19 protein-coding genes and 1 tRNA gene are annotated in these 19,384 nt (G+C 61.7%); 7 read left to right on the forward strand and 13 right to left on the reverse strand.

The features are described from left to right. Positions 1–66: 66 nt before the first annotated feature. The gene (locus tag FAA86_RS16770) at positions 67–378 is read right to left on the reverse strand and encodes a DUF1127 domain-containing protein (protein ID WP_136542321.1); all 312 of its coding nucleotides are present in this window, start codon (positions 376–378) and stop codon (positions 67–69) included. A gap of 193 nt (positions 379–571) precedes the next feature. Between FAA86_RS16770 and FAA86_RS16775 the strand changes: the two genes are divergently transcribed. Continuing rightward, positions 572–1,525, forward strand: coding sequence for a LysR substrate-binding domain-containing protein (locus tag FAA86_RS16775; protein WP_113462084.1), 954 nt, complete (start codon positions 572–574; stop codon positions 1,523–1,525). A 6-nt stretch (positions 1,526–1,531) separates the two neighbouring features. On the opposite strand, the gene FAA86_RS16780 is transcribed toward FAA86_RS16775, so the two are convergent. Further along, positions 1,532–2,158, reverse strand: coding sequence for a TetR/AcrR family transcriptional regulator (locus tag FAA86_RS16780; protein ID WP_136542322.1), 627 nt, complete (start codon positions 2,156–2,158; stop codon positions 1,532–1,534). Positions 2,159–2,296: 138 nt separating this feature from the next. Beyond that, the gene (locus FAA86_RS16785) at positions 2,297–3,448 is read right to left on the reverse strand and encodes a DUF3734 domain-containing protein (protein WP_136542323.1); all 1,152 of its coding nucleotides are present in this window, start codon (positions 3,446–3,448) and stop codon (positions 2,297–2,299) included. A 183-nt stretch (positions 3,449–3,631) separates the two neighbouring features. Between FAA86_RS16785 and FAA86_RS16790 the strand changes: the two genes are divergently transcribed. Then, positions 3,632–4,084 (forward strand): hypothetical protein, encoded by a 453-nt coding sequence (locus FAA86_RS16790; RefSeq protein WP_136542324.1) that lies wholly within the window; start codon positions 3,632–3,634, stop codon positions 4,082–4,084. 70 nt (positions 4,085–4,154) lie between these two features. Here the strand turns inward: FAA86_RS16790 and adhP are convergent, their stop codons facing one another. The 5 genes from adhP to guaB all read right to left on the reverse strand — a co-directional run bounded on the left by adhP (position 4,155) and on the right by guaB (position 8,811). After that, positions 4,155–5,183 (reverse strand): alcohol dehydrogenase AdhP, encoded by a 1,029-nt coding sequence (gene adhP, locus FAA86_RS16795; RefSeq protein WP_136542325.1) that lies wholly within the window; start codon positions 5,181–5,183, stop codon positions 4,155–4,157. A 158-nt stretch (positions 5,184–5,341) separates the two neighbouring features. Then, positions 5,342–6,217, reverse strand: a complete 876-nt coding sequence (locus tag FAA86_RS16800) for a dienelactone hydrolase family protein (protein ID WP_136542326.1) — start codon at positions 6,215–6,217, stop codon at positions 5,342–5,344. An 85-nt stretch (positions 6,218–6,302) separates the two neighbouring features. Continuing rightward, a complete protein-coding gene (locus FAA86_RS16805) occupies positions 6,303–6,716 on the reverse strand; it encodes an MAPEG family protein (RefSeq protein WP_136542327.1) in 414 nt (137 codons plus the stop codon). Positions 6,717–6,754: 38 nt separating this feature from the next. Then, entirely contained in the window at positions 6,755–7,324 is a 570-nt protein-coding gene (locus FAA86_RS16810) for a hypothetical protein (protein WP_136542328.1), read from the reverse strand. Further along, entirely contained in the window at positions 7,321–8,811 is a 1,491-nt protein-coding gene (gene guaB / locus FAA86_RS16815) for an IMP dehydrogenase (protein WP_113462091.1), read from the reverse strand. Before guaB ends, FAA86_RS16810 begins: the two co-directional genes overlap by 4 nt. A 313-nt stretch (positions 8,812–9,124) precedes the next feature. Here guaB and FAA86_RS16820 point away from each other — a divergent pair, with 313 nt between their 5' ends. Further along, positions 9,125–9,436, forward strand: a complete 312-nt coding sequence (locus tag FAA86_RS16820; protein WP_113462092.1) for an ATPase inhibitor subunit zeta — start codon at positions 9,125–9,127, stop codon at positions 9,434–9,436. 40 nt (positions 9,437–9,476) lie between these two features. On the opposite strand, the gene FAA86_RS16825 is transcribed toward FAA86_RS16820, so the two are convergent. Beyond that, positions 9,477–10,466, reverse strand: coding sequence for an MBL fold metallo-hydrolase (locus FAA86_RS16825; RefSeq protein ID WP_113462093.1), 990 nt, complete (start codon positions 10,464–10,466; stop codon positions 9,477–9,479). A 231-nt stretch (positions 10,467–10,697) separates the two neighbouring features. On the opposite strand from FAA86_RS16825, the gene FAA86_RS16830 reads away from it, so the two are divergent. Continuing rightward, positions 10,698–12,104 carry a DHA2 family efflux MFS transporter permease subunit gene (locus tag FAA86_RS16830; RefSeq protein ID WP_136542329.1) on the forward strand — a complete coding sequence of 469 codons (1,407 nt, stop codon included), beginning with the start codon at positions 10,698–10,700 and terminating at the stop codon, positions 12,102–12,104. Here FAA86_RS16830 and FAA86_RS16835 read toward each other — a convergent pair whose 3' ends face one another. The 3 genes from FAA86_RS16835 to FAA86_RS16845 are packed head-to-tail and all read right to left on the reverse strand — an operon-like array spanning position 12,105 to position 14,988. Further along, entirely contained in the window at positions 12,105–12,488 is a 384-nt protein-coding gene (locus FAA86_RS16835; RefSeq protein ID WP_136542330.1) for a VOC family protein, read from the reverse strand. A 29-nt stretch (positions 12,489–12,517) separates the two neighbouring features. Further along, complete coding sequence (locus FAA86_RS16840) at positions 12,518–13,294, reverse strand: RlmE family RNA methyltransferase (protein WP_136542331.1); 777 nt, start codon at positions 13,292–13,294, stop codon at positions 12,518–12,520. A 2-nt stretch (positions 13,295–13,296) separates the two neighbouring features. Further along, a complete protein-coding gene (locus FAA86_RS16845; protein ID WP_136542332.1) occupies positions 13,297–14,988 on the reverse strand; it encodes a Ppx/GppA phosphatase family protein in 1,692 nt (563 codons plus the stop codon). Positions 14,989–15,284: 296 nt separating this feature from the next. On the opposite strand from FAA86_RS16845, the gene FAA86_RS16850 reads away from it, so the two are divergent. From FAA86_RS16850 to FAA86_RS16860, 3 genes are all read left to right on the forward strand, one after another. After that, positions 15,285–15,358: transfer RNA gene (locus FAA86_RS16850), tRNA-Gln, on the forward strand. Positions 15,359–15,459: 101 nt separating this feature from the next. Then, on the forward strand, positions 15,460–17,175 hold the full coding sequence (locus tag FAA86_RS16855) for a site-specific integrase (RefSeq protein ID WP_136542333.1): 1,716 nt from the start codon (positions 15,460–15,462) through the stop codon (positions 17,173–17,175). A 212-nt stretch (positions 17,176–17,387) separates the two neighbouring features. Further along, positions 17,388–17,702 carry a hypothetical protein gene (locus tag FAA86_RS16860; protein WP_136542334.1) on the forward strand — a complete coding sequence of 105 codons (315 nt, stop codon included), beginning with the start codon at positions 17,388–17,390 and terminating at the stop codon, positions 17,700–17,702. A gap of 244 nt (positions 17,703–17,946) precedes the next feature. Here the strand turns inward: FAA86_RS16860 and FAA86_RS16865 are convergent, their stop codons facing one another. Next, positions 17,947–19,251, reverse strand: coding sequence for a hypothetical protein (locus FAA86_RS16865; RefSeq protein WP_136542335.1), 1,305 nt, complete (start codon positions 19,249–19,251; stop codon positions 17,947–17,949). Between the last annotated feature and the right edge of the window lie 133 nt (positions 19,252–19,384).

Raw genomic sequence — 19,384 nt, forward strand, 5'->3', positions numbered from 1 at the left:
CACAGGAGCTGTGGCCGGGCAAGAGGCAGGGCTATTGGCTGTCACCCTGCGGGGATGGGAGGAGGCTCAGTCTGTCCTCTGGCCGCGTATGGATCGCTCTGCGCGGCGGCGCGCGAGACGGGCCAGTTGCAGCGAAGGATCGTCAGTCAGGCCATGTCGGCGCAACACGTCCCGAACGTCTCCGCGGCTCAGACCGAGGTCGTTCAGAAGGCGCTCGTCGAGATCGGCGAGACTGTTCGCTGCGAGGCGATTGCGAAGCGCCACACGAAGGGATCCGAGCCATCCAGCCAGCTGATAAAGACGCGCGGCAAGCGTCCGGTTCGGCCGTTCGGTGGCGAGGTCGAGGTCAAAATCGAAGATCCGATCGTTCGTGCGCATGGCTATCTTCCTTTCAGCAGGCACGAGAAGACGAACCCGTCTGCGGGCGCAGACAGGTGACGAGGTTCGAGGTGGATGAATGGCCGGAGACCGGTCGGTGAGGATTACGATTGCGAAGATGCCGAAAGGATATTGATCAGTCCAACGAATGTTTCTAATGGTAGTCATCAACCCTTCTGATGGATGACTTCCCATGTCGGCTCCCCTCGATATCGATCAGTTGCAGACCTTCATCGCCATCGTCGACACCGGCAGCTTCACCAAGGCTGCAGGGCGCGTCTTCAAGACCCAGTCCGCCGTCTCCATGCAGATGCGCCGGCTGGAAGAACGTGTCGGCAAACAGCTGTTCATCAAGGATGGTCGGGGCAACCGCCTGACTGCTGATGGTGACAAGCTGCTCAACTATGCCCGGCGGATCATCCGACTGAATTCCGAGGCGATCGCCGCCTTCGACGACAACAGGCTCGAGGGCACGCTGAGGATCGGTACGCCGGACGACTATGCGGACCGTTACATGCCGGAGATCATCGGTCGCTTCGCCAAGACCCATCCGAATGTGGAGCTCTATATCGTCTGCGAACCGTCGATGGACCTTGCCGACAAGATGGCAAAGGGTGAACTCGACATCGCGCTGGTAACGCACAATCCGCTGCTCCGGCAATCCGATGTGGTGCGAACCGAGCCGCTTTGCTGGGTGGGCTCCGCCAACCATCCGCTGAAGGAAGACGCACCGGTGCCGCTCGCGGTGGGCCGCCGGGACTGCCAGTGGCGGCAGCTTGCCTGCTCGGCGCTCGATGCTGACGGTCGCGATTACCAGATCCTCTTCACGAGCTGGTCCTCGACCGTCGTCGCAGCGGCGGTTCTCGCCGGCATGGCCGTTTCGATCCTGCCGGAATCCGCACTTCGGACGGGCATGAAGGTATTGACGGCCAATGACGGCTTCCCGCCCCTTCCACCCGTTCAGATCGGCCTGATGAAGCGCCCGGGGCTTTCGACCTCACTCGTCAATGCGATCACCGACCATATCACCGCCTGCCTCGACAACATCACGCCGGCGCAGGTGGAGGACGACATGGATGGCGAGCCGAAGACGATCTCGCGTTACTATCCGCGGCTGCGCGCCGGGAACATGATCCCCGGCTGGTAAGGCAGATCAGAAGGCAAAGATGCTGCCGCGAATGACGCGGCGCCACTGCGCCAGATGGGCTTCCGCGACCTCATCCGGCTGCTGGGTCGTGAAGCGGATGACCTCGCCGGTGGCGAGGATCATCAGCTTGATATTGACGCGAAAGCGCTCGAACTCGCTTTGCGGCACCAGATGAGCCAGATCGCGGTAGAAGCTGGCGATGATCTGTTCGTGAAAATCGTTCGACAACTGGGAGAGGTCCTTGTCGACAACGATTGCCTGCCACAGCGTCATGTAGATGCGCTGGGCGCGGAACATGCCATAGAGTTCGATGAGACTTTCCGACGCGCGCTCTGCCGCCTCGTCCAAAGTCTCGACGTCTGCAAAGATCTGCCGGATGAAGCCTTCCAGCTGTGCGGAGAAGCGCTCGTGCAGCGCCTTGATGACCGCCGCCTTCTGCGGGAAAAACTGGTAGAGGGAGCCAATCGAGATGCCCGCGCGCTGCGCGATCTCGCTCATGGTCGTCTCGACAACACCTTTCTCTAAGAAAAGCTCGATCGCGGCCTCCAGGATCGCCTCCAGCCGCTGGATGCTTCTCTCCTGTTGCGGCTTCTTGCGCAGCTCCAGCCGCCCTTCGACCACCTGATCGCTCATTGCACTCCCCGATGAGACAGCCTTCATGGCTGCTTAACATTTGTTACCGGAATAGGTCAGCGGCCTCGCAAAAGCGTTAACGGCGCCGTGCGAGAGGAAAATTGTTCGTTTTCACACAAAAAAGGTCGCTTCTACGCGTCACCCGTCCACATGCAGATGACGCTCCCGTGCCAGATCGAAGATCTGGATGCCGTCCTTGGGTCGACCGCGATGCCGCCACTTCGGATGTTTAAGCGTGTAGGTCGCGTCGTCATAGCCGGCTTTCCAATGTTCCTGGATGGAACTGCGGGAGAACTCGGCGTCCATGGCATGGGTCGCATGGGAGGCGCGGCGGTGGATGAGATGGACAATCGTCACGTCATATTCATGGCCGATGGAGCGGAGGATCTGCGCATCCTCGTCATCGCGGAACTCGGGCGGCAGCTTTTCAAGCAGACGCTTGGCGGCACGGCGGACGATCTGTCGGCGGGCGAAATCATCGGTGTTCATGCGCGTTCGGCTGGAATAGCGGATTTCCTTGATGCGGCTTTCGACCTCGAACTGGTCACGCGGCATGTCGCCACGGGCATTGAAGAGGTCGACCTGGAAGATTTCCAGATCCCGCGAGGCGTCGTTGACGTTCAGCACATGCTGCAGCGGCGTGTTGGAGACGAGGCCTCCGTCCCAGTAATGGCGACCGTCGATCTCGATCGGCGGAAAGCCGGGCGGCAGAGCGCCGGAGGCGGCGACATGGCGGGCATCGAGCCGGGTCTTGCGATTGTCGAAATAGGCGAAATTGCCGGAGCGGATGTCGACCGCCCCCAGGCTGAGTCTGGTCTGGCAATCATTGAGGAGATCGAAGTCGACGAGCCGTTCCAGCGTCTTCATCAGGGGCTCAGTGTCATAGGCGCTTACCCGCAGGTCCGGATTAGTCAGCAGCTGATGGGGTGTGACCAGACGTGGGGAAAAGAAGCCCGGAATGCCGAAGGCGGTGGCGACCATGGCTGCAGCGTCGTTCTGGATGCGCCGGAGCGTGTTGTCCTGCGCAGTCCAGCCGAAGTTGAGGCTGGAAGAGACCGTATTCCAGAAGTCCCGAAGATTGGCGATCCGCTTTTCCCGCGGGCTGCCTGCGATGATGGCGGCATTGATGGCGCCGATGGAGATGCCGGCGAGCCAGTCGGGCTCCACCTCGTTTTCATGCAGGGCTTCGTAGGCACCGGCCTGATAGGCTCCAAGCGCGCCGCCCCCCTGGAAGACGAAGATGCGATCGGTGGCTGCGTTCGTTCCTGTCTCGGTGTTAGTCTCTGCCATGGGCCTGTCCATTCTTTGCTGCAGTGCAATAGATAGGCCGTTTGGCGGAAGCCTGCCAGTATGTCAGGCTTCACTCAGTGTTCACTTTTGCAGCGTTTCCTTCGGGATCATCCCAAAAGAAATTCGAGGCGCCGCTGCACTTTCGGATTATTGGAGAGAAGCACACTGTTTCAAGGAAGCCTCATGAACCGTCTCCTTCGCCTCCTGCTCATCGCATTCTCTGTCATCCTTGCCGGGTCTCCCGCGAGCCGGGCCGATGAGGCGTCGGTGGACGAGCAGATCGAGACGCTGCTCGGACCGGCTGGCGACTACAAGGAGCTTTTCTATGCCTTCAAGGTCGCTCTCGAGGAGGGCAAGTCGGATATCGTGGTGAGCCTGGTCAATTATCCGATCATCGTCCGGATCGACGGTAATGAGGAGACCTATGCGTCCGAGGAGGAGTTGCGCGACGGGTATGACGATGTCTTCACCGACGCCATTCTGGAAGCGGTCGCGAACCAGGAGTATGGCGATCTCTTCGTCAATTCGGAGGGCGTGATGATCGGCAATGGCGAGGTCTGGATCACCGGCATCTGTGACGACAATGCCTGTTCGACCGCAACGCCGCGGATCATGACAATCCAGTCCGGCGAATAAGATCAGACGTCCGGCGTCCGCGACGGGTGAAGGGCGGCAAACGCGTGCCGCCCCCGTTGATCAAACAAATTCAGGCTGCGAGATCGAGGACGATGCGGCCGTCGATCTTGCCTTCTTCCATGCGATGGAAGATGTCGTTGATGTTTTCCAGCTTGTCCCAGCTAAAATGCGAGGCGACCTTGCCTTCGCCGGCGAACTGCAGGCTTTCCTCCAGATCTTGACGTGTGCCGACGATCGAGCCGCGCACCGTGATGCGCTTCAGGACGGTCTCGAAGACCGGCAGCGAGATGAAGCCCGGTGGCAGGCCGACCAGCGACATGGTGCCCTTGGAGCGCAGGAAGCCATAGGCCTGTTCCATGGCCTTGGGCGAGACGGCCGTGACGAGCGCACCGTGCACGCCACCCGTTGCCTTCTGCACCTGCTCGATTGCATCCTTGTCCTTGCCGTTGACCACGACATCGGCGCCGAGATCCTCGGCAAGCTTCAGCTTGTCGTCGAAGATGTCGGCGGCAACGACATGCATGCCCATGGCCTTGGCATATTGCACGGCCATGTGGCCGAGCCCGCCGATGCCGGAGATGACCACCCATTCGCCCGGCTTCACTTCCGCTTCCTTCAGACCCTTGTAGACGGTCACGCCGGCGCAGAGCACCGGAGCGGCCGGGCCGAAATCGAGATTGTCCGGCAGACGACCGACGAAATCGGGATCGGCGAGGCCATATTGCGCAAAGGTGCCGTTCACCGAATAGCCGGTGTTCTGCTGGCTGCCGCAGAGCGTTTCCCAGCCGGTGCGGCAGGGCGAGCAGCAGCCGCAGGCCGTGTGCAGCCACGGCACGCCGACGCGGTCGCCTTCCTTGATGCGGGTGACGCCGGCGCCGAGCTTGGCAACGTAGCCCACGCCCTCATGACCCGGAATAAAGGGCGGATTGGGCTTCACCGGCCAGTCGCCATTGGCGGCGTGCAGGTCGGTGTGGCAGACGCCTGTCGCCTCGTATTTGACCAGGATCTGGCCGGGACCGGGATCCGGTATCGCCATTTCCTCGATCACCAGCGGCTTGCCGAATTCGCGGACCACCGCAGCCTTCATCATCGATGTCATGTCAATCTCCCTCGCTTCATTGCGCGCGGCGCGTGTGCCGGCGGCTTGAGGGAAAGCTATGCGCGGGAGGCGTGCCGCGGTTTGATCGGTGTCAAAGGCTGGGAGATTTCATCGAAATGTCATGGATGCGGGGAGCGATCCCACTCCCCGCAGCTCGATCAGGCCAGGTTCTTCTTGAGGAACCCGATGGTCCGCGACCAGGCAAGGTCGGCGGCTGCCTTGTCGTAGCGCGCCGAGGAGGTGTCATTGTTGAAGGCGTGGTTGACGCCCTCATACATGTGCAGCTCGTAGGCCTTGCCATTGGCGTCGAGGGCGGCCTTGTAGGCGTCGATGCCGGCATTGATGCGCTCGTCGAGACCGGCGTAGTGCAGCATCAGCGGTGCCTGGATGGCTGGCACCTGGTCGGCTGGCGCCTGAGAACCATAATAGGCCACACCGGCGCCGAGCTCGGGCGAGGCCACAGCCATGCGGTTCACCATGCCGCCGCCCCAGCAAAAGCCGATCGCGCCGACCTTGCCATTGGTCTTCTCATGACCGGCGAGGAAAGCGCGGGTCGCCTCGCCATTGGCCGTCGCATTGGCCATGTCGAGCGACTGGAACATGGCACGCGCTTCGTCCTCATTGGCGGGCGTACCGCCGTTCGGGGAGAGGAAGTCGGGCGCCAGCGCCACGAAGCCCTCGAGCGCCATGCGGCGGGCGACATCGCGGATATGCGGATTGAGGCCACGGTTTTCGTGGATGACAATGACGGCGGGCAATTTCTCCGCCGCATCCTTGGGCATTGCGAGATAGCCCTTCATCTCGCCGGACGCGCCGGGATAGGTGATGTCTGCGACATCAAGGCGGGCGTCGCCTTCTTCGACCATGGCGGCATTCGCCTGGTTGGCCGCGAGCATGGGCATGATGGCAGCGGCCGCGGCACCGGAGCCGGCGAGCGTCGTCAGCTTCTGCATGAAGCCGCGACGGTCGAGGGTCAGATGGGTGTATTCGTCATAGGCATTGATCATGGCCTGCGTGATTTCGGGCTTCGACATGACACTCTCCTCGGGGGATGGGATTGGATGCCACGCCAAAATAGGGCCGAGCTACGCCGCGCCCAGACACGTTGCCGTGAAGGCTTCAGCTGGTGGCCATCCAGACGACCAGCCACAGCCACATCAGGAAGAGCGTCACGAAACCGATCATGAAGAAGAGACGGCGCAGCGGCAGATTGCCGGTCAGTTGCATGGCGGCCTGAACATAGCGTGCCGCGACGAAGATCCAGGCGAGCACGACGGCCACGATGTTGTCGGCCTCGGTGATGAAGAGCAGCACCGAGAGGGCGTAGAAGAGAACCGGCAGCTCGAACTGGTTTGCGATTGCCCGGTTGACCACGCGGCTCTCCTCGGGCTCGGCGAGGTTCTCACGGAAGGCGATCCGCTCAACCTTGCCGGAACGCACGACGGCGGCGCGCCGGACAACCAGCAGAGCGTAGAGACAAAACACGAGGAAGGCATGGGCCATCAGCGGCCAGAACATCTCAAAACCGGTCATTGAAAATCACGTCCTTGAAAATCAGTTGAGCAGAGGGATCAGGAATCGGCTGACGGCCTGGGGCCGAAGGCCAGCCGCAGAATGAGGATGCCTGAAATGACGAGCGCAGCAAACTTCAGACGCGTGAGCCAAGACAGCGCTTCGGCAAGAAGGGTCGCCGTTCCCGGTGCCGGCGAGGCTGGCGGAAAGAGCATGAGGCTCGCCAGGTTCTCGAGGTAATCGACGAGGATATAGCCGATCGGCAGCGCCAGCAGAAACGGCAGGAGGCGCTCCGCCGGACGGCCATAAAGGCCAGCGCCGATTGCCACCCGTCGCATCAAAAGGACGAGGAAGAGGCCGAGGATTGCGGGCAGAAGGAGATCCGGTCCGAGATGCATGGCGCGGAGCAGGTCGGCTGCTTCCGGCCTCGTTGCCAGAAGCGATCTCAGGGCAAGCAACCCCTGCCCCGTGCTCTCGATATCGAGATCGGGAATGGCCCGTCCGCCGGTCAAGCCGGCGAAGGGCAAGGCGAAGCTCAGGTTCATCCAGCCGAGCAAGGCGGCGGACAAGGCGCCGCTTGCCCAGAGCAGCGGCGCCTGACGTGGACCGGGCAAACGCCCCAGGATCATGCCGCGCCCGGGTAGTTCGGGCTTTCGCGGGTAATCGTCACGCCATGCGGATGGCTTTCGCGCAGGCCGGCGCCGGAGATACGGACAAAGGTCGCCTTCTCCTGGAAGTCCTTGATGTCCTTGCCGCCGACATAACCCATGGCAGCCTTCAAGCCGCCGGCGAGCTGGTGCAGAACGGCCGAGACCGGGCCCTTGTACGGCACCTGGCCTTCGATCCCCTCAGGCACGAGCTTCAGCGTGTCGCGCACTTCCGCCTGGAAGTAACGGTCAGCCGAGCCGCGGGCCATGGCGCCGACAGAGCCCATGCCGCGATAGGCCTTGAAGGAGCGACCCTGGTAGAGATAGACCTCGCCCGGGCTTTCATCCGTGCCGGCGAGCAGCGAGCCGACCATGACGGCGGATGCACCTGCGGCAATCGCCTTGGCAACGTCGCCCGAGAACTTCAGGCCACCATCGGCGATCACAGGGATATCGTGCTTGTTGGCTTCTTCGACGGCGGCCATGACGGCTGCGAGCTGCGGCACGCCCACGCCAGCGACGACGCGGGTGGTGCAGATCGAGCCCGGGCCGATGCCGACCTTGACGCAGTCAGCGCCTGCATCGATGAGTGCCTTGGTGCCCTCGCCGGTCGCCACGTTGCCGGCGATGATGCGGATGGCGTTCGACATCTTCTTCACATGGGCGACGGCATCCAGAACCTTCTGGCTGTGGCCATGGGCCGTGTCGACGACGATCACGTCGCAGCCGGCATCGATCAGGCGCTCGGCGCGCTCGACACCGTCGTCACCGGTCGAGATGGCAGCGGCCACCCGCAGGCGACCCTGGGCATCCTTAGCGGCATGCGGATTGAGCTGCGACTTTTCGATATCCTTGACGGTGATCAGGCCGACGCAGCGGCCTTCATTGTCGATGACCAGAAGCTTCTCGATGCGATGCGCATGCAGCAGGCGCTTGGCTTCCTGCTGGTCGACACCGTCCTTGACCGTCACGAGGTTTTCGCGGGTCATCAGCTCGTAGATCTTCTGGTTCGGATCGGAGGCGAAGCGCACATCGCGGTTCGTCAGGATGCCGACGAGGCGGCCGGGACGGCTTGCGCCTTCAACGACCGGGATGCCCGAGATGCCATGCGCACCCATCAGGGCCTTGGCTTCGGCAAGCGTTGCGTCCGGGCCGATGGTCACCGGGTTGACGACCATGCCGCTTTCGAACTTCTTCACCTGCCGGACCTCTTCGGCCTGTTCAATCGGCGTCAGGTTGCGGTGAACAACGCCCATGCCGCCCGCCTGGGCCATGGCGATGGCCAGCCGGCTTTCGGTGACGGTATCCATGGCGGAGGAAAGGATCGGCAGCGAGAGATCGATATCGCGGGCAATGCGGGTTGCTATGTTGGTCTGCCCCGGCATCACTTCGGAGTGCCCCGGCTGCAGGAGGACGTCGTCAAAGGTGAGCGCTTCTGCGCCAGTTGCCGACATTACGATGCGTGCCATTGCCAATTCCTTCGTTTGGATAGGCAGAATCCGCCCGGAAACGAGACATCCCGTTCGGTCGCTTCTGCAAGAAATGCTTGGAAGTTGGCGAGGGCTGGTAACACGTTCATGACAGGAAGGGAATAGCAAAACGATCCATGGCACGGGGCTTCGCCGTGCCGCTGTGTCACCCCACAGAAAAATGCAGATTCATTCGAATTTTAGGCAGCACTTATACCGCCTATCAGTTCCTCCTCATCTATAAGGGACACGCTCTCAGGGGCTGGGGGCACACAAGAAGAACAAGAAGTCACAGTGATCTGGGGGATCCATCATGACCGCATTGAAGAAGCGTGCGCAGGCACTCGAAAACCAGTTCGCCCGTCAGGCAGAAATCCAATTCAAGGCGCAGGTGCGCGGCAGCAAGATGATCGGCCGCTGGGCCGCCTATACGATGGGTCTCGACGACGTCGAGGCCTATGCGCGCAGCGTGGCTGTGAAGCAGGTCGTCGAGCCGCATCGACTGCTCGAACAGCTTCGCCAAGACTTTTCGAAGGCAGGTGTCGAGGTGAGCGAGGCTGATATCGACAGCCGCATGCATCACTTCATCGAACAAGCTACGGAAGAAATCTACGCCGGCCAGTGAGCAAAAGGGGGCCGCACATCAAGCGCGGCCCCGCTGATCATCAGATCTCGAACTGGTAGGCCTTGGGCACGAAGCGATAGCCCTGGTCGATCTTCTCGACGAAACCGACGGCCGGGAACGGCATGTGATAGCCGAGGAAAGCGAGTTTGTCGGTCGCGAGCATGTCGAAGACCTTAGTGCGCGTTGCAGCGGCCGCGGCCTTGTCCATGTCGAAGCGCACTTCCCAATCCGGGCGCTGCAGGGACAGTACAAAATGGTTGGCGGTGTCGGCGGTCAGAACGAGCTGGCGGCCTTCCGATTCCAGGCGATAGATCATGTGGCCCGGCGAGTGACCGAAGGCTGCCATGCCGGTGACGCCCGAGACGACTTCACCACCATCGCCGATGAAGGTCATTTTCTCGGCCAGCGGCTGTACGTTCGCGAGGACGCCCTTGTGGCCGTTTTCGGCCGGTGTGCCGACACGCGCCGGATCGACCCAGAAATCATACTCGGCCTGTCCGGTGACATAACGCGCATTCGGGAAGGTCGGCTGGCCGCCTTCCATCAGGCCACCGATATGGTCGCCATGCATGTGGGTGATGACGACGGTGGTGACGTCTTCGCGCTTGTAACCGGCAGCCGTGAGGCCTTCGACCAGGCGGCCGAGACCGTTTGCGCGACCGCCTTCACCGAGGCCCGTATCGAAGAGGATGACATCGGAACCGGTGTTGACGAGGACCGGTGCGAAGCTGTTGACGAACTTGTCGGCAGGCAGGAAGTTCGCTTCCAGCAGCGCGCCGACGGTTTCCGGCGACTGATTGGTGCCGAAGGTCTCCTGAGGGTTGTCGGAGGGACGCGCGCCATCCTTGACGACCAGGACCTCGAAGCTGCCGACATTGAAGCGATGGGTTTCCGGCGGCATGGCGTGGTCGATATCCATCGAAGTCTCCGCACCCGTCTGCTGCGCGACAGCAGCCCGGGTCATGATCATGGGTGCGGCCAGGGCTACACCGGCGCTACCCAGAAGCATACGTCTTTTCATCGAAACCATCGAAATCTCCTCAATCAAAACACCTCACCCCTGCATGGGCTGACCTCGACATAGGGGAGAGATGGACTGCGAGTAGCGGGCTCACACCATCGTGATGCCGATGCTCGGCACTGGTGGGAACCGGGGTCGCGGGCTTCCCCTTTCCGATCGTCGATGCCAGCTGTTTCTCCCGCTGTGCGTTTGCGCTAAGAGACCCTTCCCAGCCGCCTCTGCGGTCCGCCCGGAATGCCCATGAACCGCATCACACCCCTGATCCTTGCCGTCGCGCTCTTCATGGAGCAGATGGATTCCACCGTGATCGCCACGGCGCTGCCGACGATCGCCACCGATCTCGGCGTCGGGCCGATCACGCTGAAACTGGCGCTGACGTCCTACATGGTGGCGCTTGCGATCTTCATTCCGGTCAGCGGCTGGATGGCGGACCGATACGGGGCGAAGCGGGTGTTTCGCGCGGCCATAGTCGTCTTCATGCTGGGCTCGCTGCTTTGCGCCATCTCCGGCTCGCTGCTCTCCTTCGTCGCCGCGCGCTTCCTGCAGGGCATGGGCGGCGCCATGATGACGCCGGTCGGGCGCCTTGTGCTTTTGCGCACGACGAAGAAAAGCGAGCTGGTCTCGGCCATGGCCCTCCTGACCATCCCTGCCCTGCTCGGGCCGATCACCGGACCGCCGGTCGGCGGCTTCATCACGACCTTCTTCAGCTGGCACTGGATCTTCCTGATCAACATCCCGATCGGCCTCATCGGTCTCTGGCTCTCCAGCATCTACCTTCCCGAGATCGCGCCGATCGATACCGGTCGGATCGACTGGACAGGCTTTGCGCTGAGCGCGGTGGCGGCATCCGGGCTCGTCTTCGGTCTCTCCGTCATCAGCCTGCCGGCCCTGCCCGTCTGGGTGGGCGCGGCAGCGACCGTGGCCGGGGTTATCTCGATGATCCTCTACGTCTTGCACGCAAGGCGGCATCCCGCGCCGCTGCTCAACCTTGCGCTCTTTGCCAATAGGAGCTTTCGCGCCTCGATCATCGGCGGCACGCTGTTTCGCATCGCAGCCGGGGCCACGCCCTTCCTGCTGCCGCTGATGCTGCAGCTCGGTTTCGGCATGACCGCCTTCGAGTCTGGCATGACCACCTTCATCGCCGCCGTCGGTGCGATCTCAACCAAGTTCATCGCGCGGCGCGCCTTTGCCGCTGCCGGTTTCCGCAATGTGCTGATCTTCGCCGGTCTCTTCGGGGCGATCACGACCGCGGCGAATGCTCTCTTCACGCCGGCGACACCGATCCTGCTGATCATGGCGGTGCTGCTGATCGGCGGCTTCTGCCGATCCTTCTTCTTCACCGGGGTGAATACGCTGGGTTATGCGGAGATCGAGGACGCGGCGGCCTCCCAGGCGACCTCTCTCACCTCCGTGCTGCAGCAGGTGAGCCTTGCGCTTGGTGTCGCCGTTGCTGCCTCCATCCTGGAGGCCAGCACGCGGATAACCGGCGAGACGCTGTCGCTCGGCGACTTCCATCTCGCCTTCGCGATGGTCGCCGGCTTGTCGGTCTTTGCGATCCTGCCCTTCTTCGGACTGCCGCGCGATGTCGGGTCGGCGGTCTCGGGCTACCGACGCGCGGCACCGGAGGAGACGCTTCCGGTCAAGTGATCATTCCGGCCGCTCGCAGAGCGCCGACAGCTTGTTGCCATCGGGATCGCGGACATAGCAGGCATAGAAATTCGGATGGAAATGGCGCAGTCCCGGCGCACCCTCGTCGGTGCCGCCGTGCTGAAGCGCTGCGGCATGGAAGGCATCGACCGCGCGGCGCGACGGGGCTTCGAAGGCGGGCATCGAGCCGTTGCCGATCGTCGCCGGCTTGCCGTCGAAGGGATGGGTGATCCAGAACCGGCAGCGACTGTCGCCTGCGGCCGCATAGCCGGCTTCCTGATCATCCATCTGGCGGCGCTCGAAACCGAGCGTTGCCAGCACCGGATCATAAAACCTCACGGCACGCGGCAGATCATTGATGCCGATGGTGATGTAGGTGAACATGCCGGCCCTGCCCCCGTCTCAATCGATTTTCAGTCCAGGTCCTCTTCGGCCGGGATATCCTCGCGCGGATCGCGCGGGAAACCCTGCTCGTCGACATCAAGACTGCTCGCGCCCTTGCGGCCCTTGAAGCCCTTGGCGAGCAGGAACATCTCGACCGATTCCTGGCGCGAAGAGGCCGGCTTGATGTGCAGCACCTGGCGGAAATTCTGCTTCAACATGGTGAGCAGGTCCTTTTCCGTGCCGCCCTGGAAGGTCTTGGCGAGGAAGTGCCCGCCCTCGGCCAGAACTTCGACGGCAAAGTGTGCCGCGACCTCGCAGAGATGCATGGTGCGGATATGGTCCGTTTTCTGGTGACCGGTGGTGGGTGCCGCCATGTCGGAGATGACGAGGTTCGGCGTGCCGCCGACGCCTTCGATGAGCTGGCGCGGGGCATCCGGATCGAGGAAGTCCAGTTGCAGGATCTTCACGCCCGGGATCGGGGCCATCTCAAGGAAGTCGATCGCGGCGACGCGGATGTCCTCGTCGGTCGAATCCGTCACCTTGGCGGCGATCTGCGACCAGCTGCCGGGCGCAGCCCCCAGGTCGATGATGCGCGTGGCGCCCTTCAGGATCTGATGCTTCTCGTCGATTTCGAGCAGCTTGAAGGCGGCGCGGGCGCGGTAGCCTTCGAGCTTGGCGCGCTGGACGTAAGGGTCGTTGATGTGGCGCTCGATCCAGCGCCGCGACGACGCCTTGAGCTTGCCCTTCTTCACCCTCTGGCCGAGCTTGCGGCCGGTCCTGTTGCCGCCGATGGGTGGCTTTGCCATGGTCAGCGTTCCCTCATCGTGTGGGGCCGGCGGCTGCGGCCACGTCGCCACACGCCATCATCGGCCATCATATCAGTCAACAATCCCTCGCGCAGTCCGCGATCGGCCACGCGCATGCGGCTGGCCGGCCAGCGGCGGCGGATAGCTTCGAGAATGGCACAGCCGGCAAGCACGAGGTCGGCGCGGTCAGGCCCGATGCAGGGATTGCCGGCACGGCCGGCGTAATCCCACGACAACAGCTTGGCCTGCATCGCGGTCACCTCGGCATCGGAAAGCCAGAGGCCATCGACCTTGCGGCGATCGTATCGGGGCAGATCGAGATGAACGCCGGCGAGCGTGGTCACCGTGCCCGAGGTGCCGATCAGGTGGAAATCCTCCGGGAAACCATCCGGACCGGCCGGCAGAGCCGGGCAATCGAAGCGCGCCAGCATGCCTTCGACCTCGCGGGTCATTGCCTCGAAGATGTCAGGGGTCACGTCGCGCCCGCCATGGCGCTCGGATAGCGTCACCACGCCGACCGGCAGCGAGGTCCAATGGGTGATGTGATTGGCTAGGCGGCTGGAGCGGTTGTCGCCGATCTTGATCACGGCGATCTCCGAGGACCCACCACCGATATCGAAGAGCACGACCGAGCGCGCCTCGCGACCGACCAGCGAAGAGCAGCCGGACACGGCGAGCCGCGCTTCCGTTTCCCGATTGATGATCTCGAGCTGCAGCCCGGTTTCGGCCGTTACCCGCTCCAGGAAGAGCTCGCCGTTTTCGGCTGCACGGCAGGCCTCGGTCGCAATCAGACGCATGCGCCGGATGTCTCTGCCCGAGAGTTTAGAGGCGCAGACGCGCAGCGCCTCGACGGCGCGATCCATGGCATCCTGCGACAGGCGACCGGTGGCGGCGAGCCCCTCGCCGAGACGGACGATGCGCGAGAAGGCATCGACGACGCGGAACTGGCCCGGCCTCGTTGGCTGGGCGATCAAGAGGCGGCAATTGTTCGTGCCGAGATCGAGGGCCGCATAGAGATCGTCGGGCGCACCCTCCTGGACCACGCGCCAGCGCGCAGCCGTCTGCACCGGGACGGATTGCGGATTGGCCCGCGGCGGCACAGCGGGGCTCGGCTGCGGCTCTGCGCCGCGCAGCTTTGCGGCCGCCGCGGACGGTGGCTCCGAGCCGGCCAGGGGGCGCACCTGGCCCGGTTTCTGCACGGCGGCGTGGCGATTGCGATGACGCTTGCGCTTGCGGCCACTGCGGGAGGGTGCGGGATCACTCAGTGTCGCGGGACCGCCATCGCCGTTCCGCGCCTGCTGTCGAGACCCGGGGGTTGCGCCATTCGACGGTGCCGCTCCCGGCTCGGACAGCACCAGCATAGCGCTCACCGCAGCCGAAGACGCGCTTGCGCCCGGTGTCGACGGGTTCGCCCGGCCGTTCTGGTTGTTGAGGGTGGGAGGCGCGGGCTGGCCGCCGCCCTTGCCGCGCCGACGGCGCTTGCGCTTGCGGATGGGGCCATCCGCGAAGACTGATTCGGAACGTCGCTCGGCGACCGGCCCGTCCGCCGATCCTGCCGAGGCAGAAGCGTCGTGACCGTTCCTGACCGGTCCCGCCTTCTTGCCCTTGCCGCGCCGACGGTTGGAACCGCCCTTGCGCTTGCCTGTCGACGCCCCCTCGCTGTTCGGCTGTCCGCCGCCATTGGGGTCTGTCACTGAAGTTATCCACTGCACCGCGCAAGGCGCCAGAACCGACGCATGCCGCAGGTGTCACATTCGTTTCGTTGGATAAAGCATACCAGCGCCTGCCCTGTGCGCCAAACGGTTTTTCATTTCGCTCCGAACCGCAGCCGGCGCCGCCTGCGAAAACGGGAAATGCTCCAGCCGATACCTGGCTTCACCACGCTGCGCTGCTCTTTTGGCTCCCCTGTCATTTTTTTGAAATTCGGTCTTTGCAATGGCAGATGTTTTGGCTATAAGCCCGCTCACCGACGGGGCGCCACGCCCTTCGTTGGGGAATAGTTCAATGGTAGAACGGCGGACTCTGACTCCGTTAATCTTGGTTCGAATCCAGGTTCCCCAGCCATCTTCCTCCTAAGCAATTGAAATCATTAAAGTGCCTCGCGCCACCTGAGGCGGGATGAAGCATTTTGCTACAAACCGCTGCTACAAAGAGAGCGAAGCGGCGTGGCAGCTCCTTCCAATATCGTCCGGCGCGGACGCATATTTCATTTCCGACGAGCCGTCCCGGCAGATTTGCGCGACAGGCTGAAACGACGCGAATTGGTTCGCAGCCTCGGCGCTTGCGGTCCCAAGGACGCGCGGCTACGAGCAGATGAGCTATATTGGCTCTCCGAACAACTCTTCGAAACGGCCCGCGCAAACCCCATGCTTACCCAGGATCAACTCGCCCTCCTTGCCCAGAGTTTCTACAACCACGTCCTGGAACGAGAACGCACGGTGCGAGCATCCGGCATGTATCTCACCGAAGATGGTCGGGCCGCCCGCGCGAGGTACTGGGGTGATGTCGCCCAACAGACGAAGAAGTCGCTTGGTGGCAATATGCTGGATCACGGCATCACCACCGCGCAGATGACGGCGCGGATGGTCGGGCTGACCTGGAGCGATCTTGACGAAGCAGAACGGCATCAATGCAAGGAAGTCGTTCACCGGGCCGGAATCGATCTCGCAGAAGCACTGAAAGCCCGATATGAAGGCGACTTCGAGTTCGAGCCCAAGAGCAAGCTGCTTCGCCAAGCTTTGGTAGAAGTTCCTCCTACAGCCTCACCCCCTCATCAGATGCAATCGGGGGCGCAGGCAGAGCCACTATTTTCGACGGTCTATCCCGGCTACATCGAAGATCAGATTCGTCGCGGCGACTGGCGTCAGCAGACAGGCAACCAGGCCCATGCCACATACCGCCTCTTCGAACAGATTTGCGGAAACAAGCCGGTAAACCAGTACACGCGGGCGGATGCCGCCCAATTCCGCACCACGGCGGAACGTATGCCTTCCGACTACGGCAAGGCCGCTTCCTACAAGAATTTTACACCCGAAGATATCATCCGCGCCTATGAAAAACTGCCGGACGAGCGGAAACAACCGCTGCTGACGCAGAAAACCATCAAGCGCCATTTCTCAGCTCTTTCCGCGATGTGGAGTGAGGCAATCGCAACCGGTAAGGCCACGGAAAATATCTTCTCCGGCTTCAGATTCGCCGCTGTGAAAAGGGCCGTCGATGAGCGGGAGCAGTGGTCCGGCACCGAACTCAAGGCTTTGTTCGGCTCCCCCGTCTGGTCTGGGTGCTTGTCCGCAGGCCGTCGCTCACAGCCTGGTCAGCAAATCATCCGGGACGATAAGTTCTGGATACCGCTCATCACCCTATTCAGCGGCATGCGGCTGGAGGAAATCTGCCAGCTTCGCACCGATGATATCCGGGAAGAAAATGGCACTCCATTTTTCGATATCAACGACCGTCCGCCGCGTCAGTTGAAGAACAAGAATGCCGTTCGGAAGGTGCCGATCCATAGCGAGCTGATCCGCATGGGCTTCCTGACCTACATCAAAACGCTTGGAAAGGGATCACAGCCGGTGTTTCCGGCCCTGAAACCCGGCGGAGCGGACGACAAGCTCGGCCATGGCTTTACCAAATGGTTCACCCGCTACCGGCAGGACATCGGCGTTTATCGCAAGAACCTCGATTTCCATTCCCTTCGGCATACTGCGACGACCTTGATGCACCAGGCTGACGTTTCGACGCTCGTCATCGATCATCTGACAGGTCACAGCACACCTGGGGAAACGGCGCGATACACCAAGGGATCAAGCCTGCAACAGCTTGCCGCCGCGATAGAGGCCATCAAGCCGGGACTTGCCCTGGCACACCTTTATAACGACTGTTGAAATTGCACGTGGAACCCGAAACGCTCCGGGTGTAGGCAAAAAGTCGGCTGGCGAAGCTGGCCGCTCCTGACTTTATCCCGAAGGGAAGAACGATCGATCCCATCGATCCAATCATTCTCTCTTCCCTCTCCCTCCATTCCCTCTCTGCATACCTTGATCCTTCAATCAGGAAACAAATCAAAAGCAGGGAAACCAACCCAGGAGAGAAGCCCATGCCAGCCAAACGCCGCATCGACGCCACCCAGGCCATGGCCGAAGCCGAGGCCGCGCTGACCCGCGCCGGGGTCAAGTTCGTGCGCCATTCGCCATTTCATCTCAAGGTCCAAGTCTTCAATTTCTGGCCCTCGACCGGCAAGGTCAGTCGCGACGACAGCAGCAAAAAGGGCGCCAACCTTGGTCTCGCTGTCTTCATCCGCATAATCCGGGAGGCCGGCCTCGCAAAGGGCCAGCCTCTCGATACCGTCGATGATTCCACCACCTTCATCGTGCAAATGCCGTCGCAGGAGCCGGGTTTCGAAACCTATTAAGGCTCGAAAATCTGAGAGCCGGCTCAAGCCGCCATTAATCTCAAATCGGATGTGCGCCGTCAGCCCCCAGGCACCTTCATCCTGCGGGACGAGATTGCGCAGATAGTCACAAATGCTTGATTCAGGAAGTCACTTAAATACCTATAAATAAACGCTTATTTCGACTTGCCGAAACCCCTTGATCTGCCAAAAATGAAACTGGCAGACTAAGCAGCCAAGCCTACCTGCCGTAATGATCAGTTCGTCAACGGTACAGGTTCAATCGGTCTACGAAATCCTGCGGATACAGCTCGCGAACGTCGCGGCTCCCCCGTTCATAGGCAGATTGAAACCGCTTTGGCTTTGCTGGGCGTCGATCCGCTTTCATCCAACTCTCCAGATCGGAGCATGCCGTGCCAAGATCAACAGCAGATACCCCCGCTAGCTTCAAGTCGCCTCTAAGTTTCACCGGATCGGCATAGAACCGCTCCAGGCCACCTGGCACACCCGTTCGTCGCTGGGTTGGCCCCAAACTCTGCGAGACGCCGCACCGCTTCACGCTGACGGGACCAGGGTCTCGCCATCGGAAAGGTATGAGGTCTCCCAGGAAAACATCACGACCATCGGGGGCATACTTCGCAGATTGGACCAAGACACCACGCTCGAAGCCTTTCGTCATGTAGCCGAGACGAAGGAACGCAAGCCAAGGCTGCTCCACCAAGCCTCCTGTGGTCCGGACAGCACCTTTGACGACACCCCCGAACCGCCGCTCCACCCACTTCTTCAAGTAGGCCTTAAACTGCCGCCTGGGATGCTCCATGGCGGACAATTGCTTCAAGCCGAGCGACGAACGTCCGGCCACGGTGCCGCCCGGCACATGCAGCGCGATGTGCGAATGAAGACCGAGCATAGCGCTGTTCTCGTGGCAATAGATGTATGCGCACGGCCAACCTCGCTGTCCCAACCAATCCCCAATGCATTTTAGCAGCGCTTGAAAGCCTTTCTTCACTTCGTCGTCGCTCCGGCAACCCAAGAGCGACCATGTAACGGTGATCATCGTATCGAGCGGCAGCCCAAACTCATGTGCGAACTCGCATGCGGAATACAATTCTGCAAACTCGGCCTCATCGATCAGCCGTGACGCCTGGTCTGATTTCGGCATGATAAGAACTTGCCGGGCCGCCCCATCAGCGTTGTGGCGAGTTTCCAGAACGGTTTCAGGCAGTGTACTGGCCTTCAGATAGCCGCCCCGGAGGCGACCCTTCCATTTTTTCACAAAGACATGGGGCCGGTCCCCAATCTCCCTTGCAAGCTCTGCTTGGAAAAGCTCTTGCCTGTCATCGCGATTGACCCCATGGATCGCCTGCAAAAGACGTGTATGTTCTCCTAATCCATCCGCAACAAACCGTTCATTTGGCCCAGGTCCTCCGGCTTCGTGGACCGCCCGCGCATAATCGTCATTCGAAAGAAAATCGCTCCGTCTTATGCCGGAGTTTCCTATGCCAAAGGTTCCTGATTGGCCATCGCGACGCGGCTTTTTCGGCTTATTGCTGTCCCGGCTTACTGGCATCAGATACCTATTCACTGCTCAATCGTAGCGTACTCGATTAGTGTCAATTCGGCTACTTCATCAACGATTCATAGCAACTTGCATCTGGCTCGTCTGAATCATCCTCGTTCATTTCCGAGATCGAGGATTTTCC

Origin of the sequence: Rhizobium rosettiformans W3 (assembly GCF_004912135.1) — a bacterium.
GTDB lineage: Bacteria > Pseudomonadota > Alphaproteobacteria > Rhizobiales > Rhizobiaceae > Allorhizobium > Allorhizobium rosettiformans.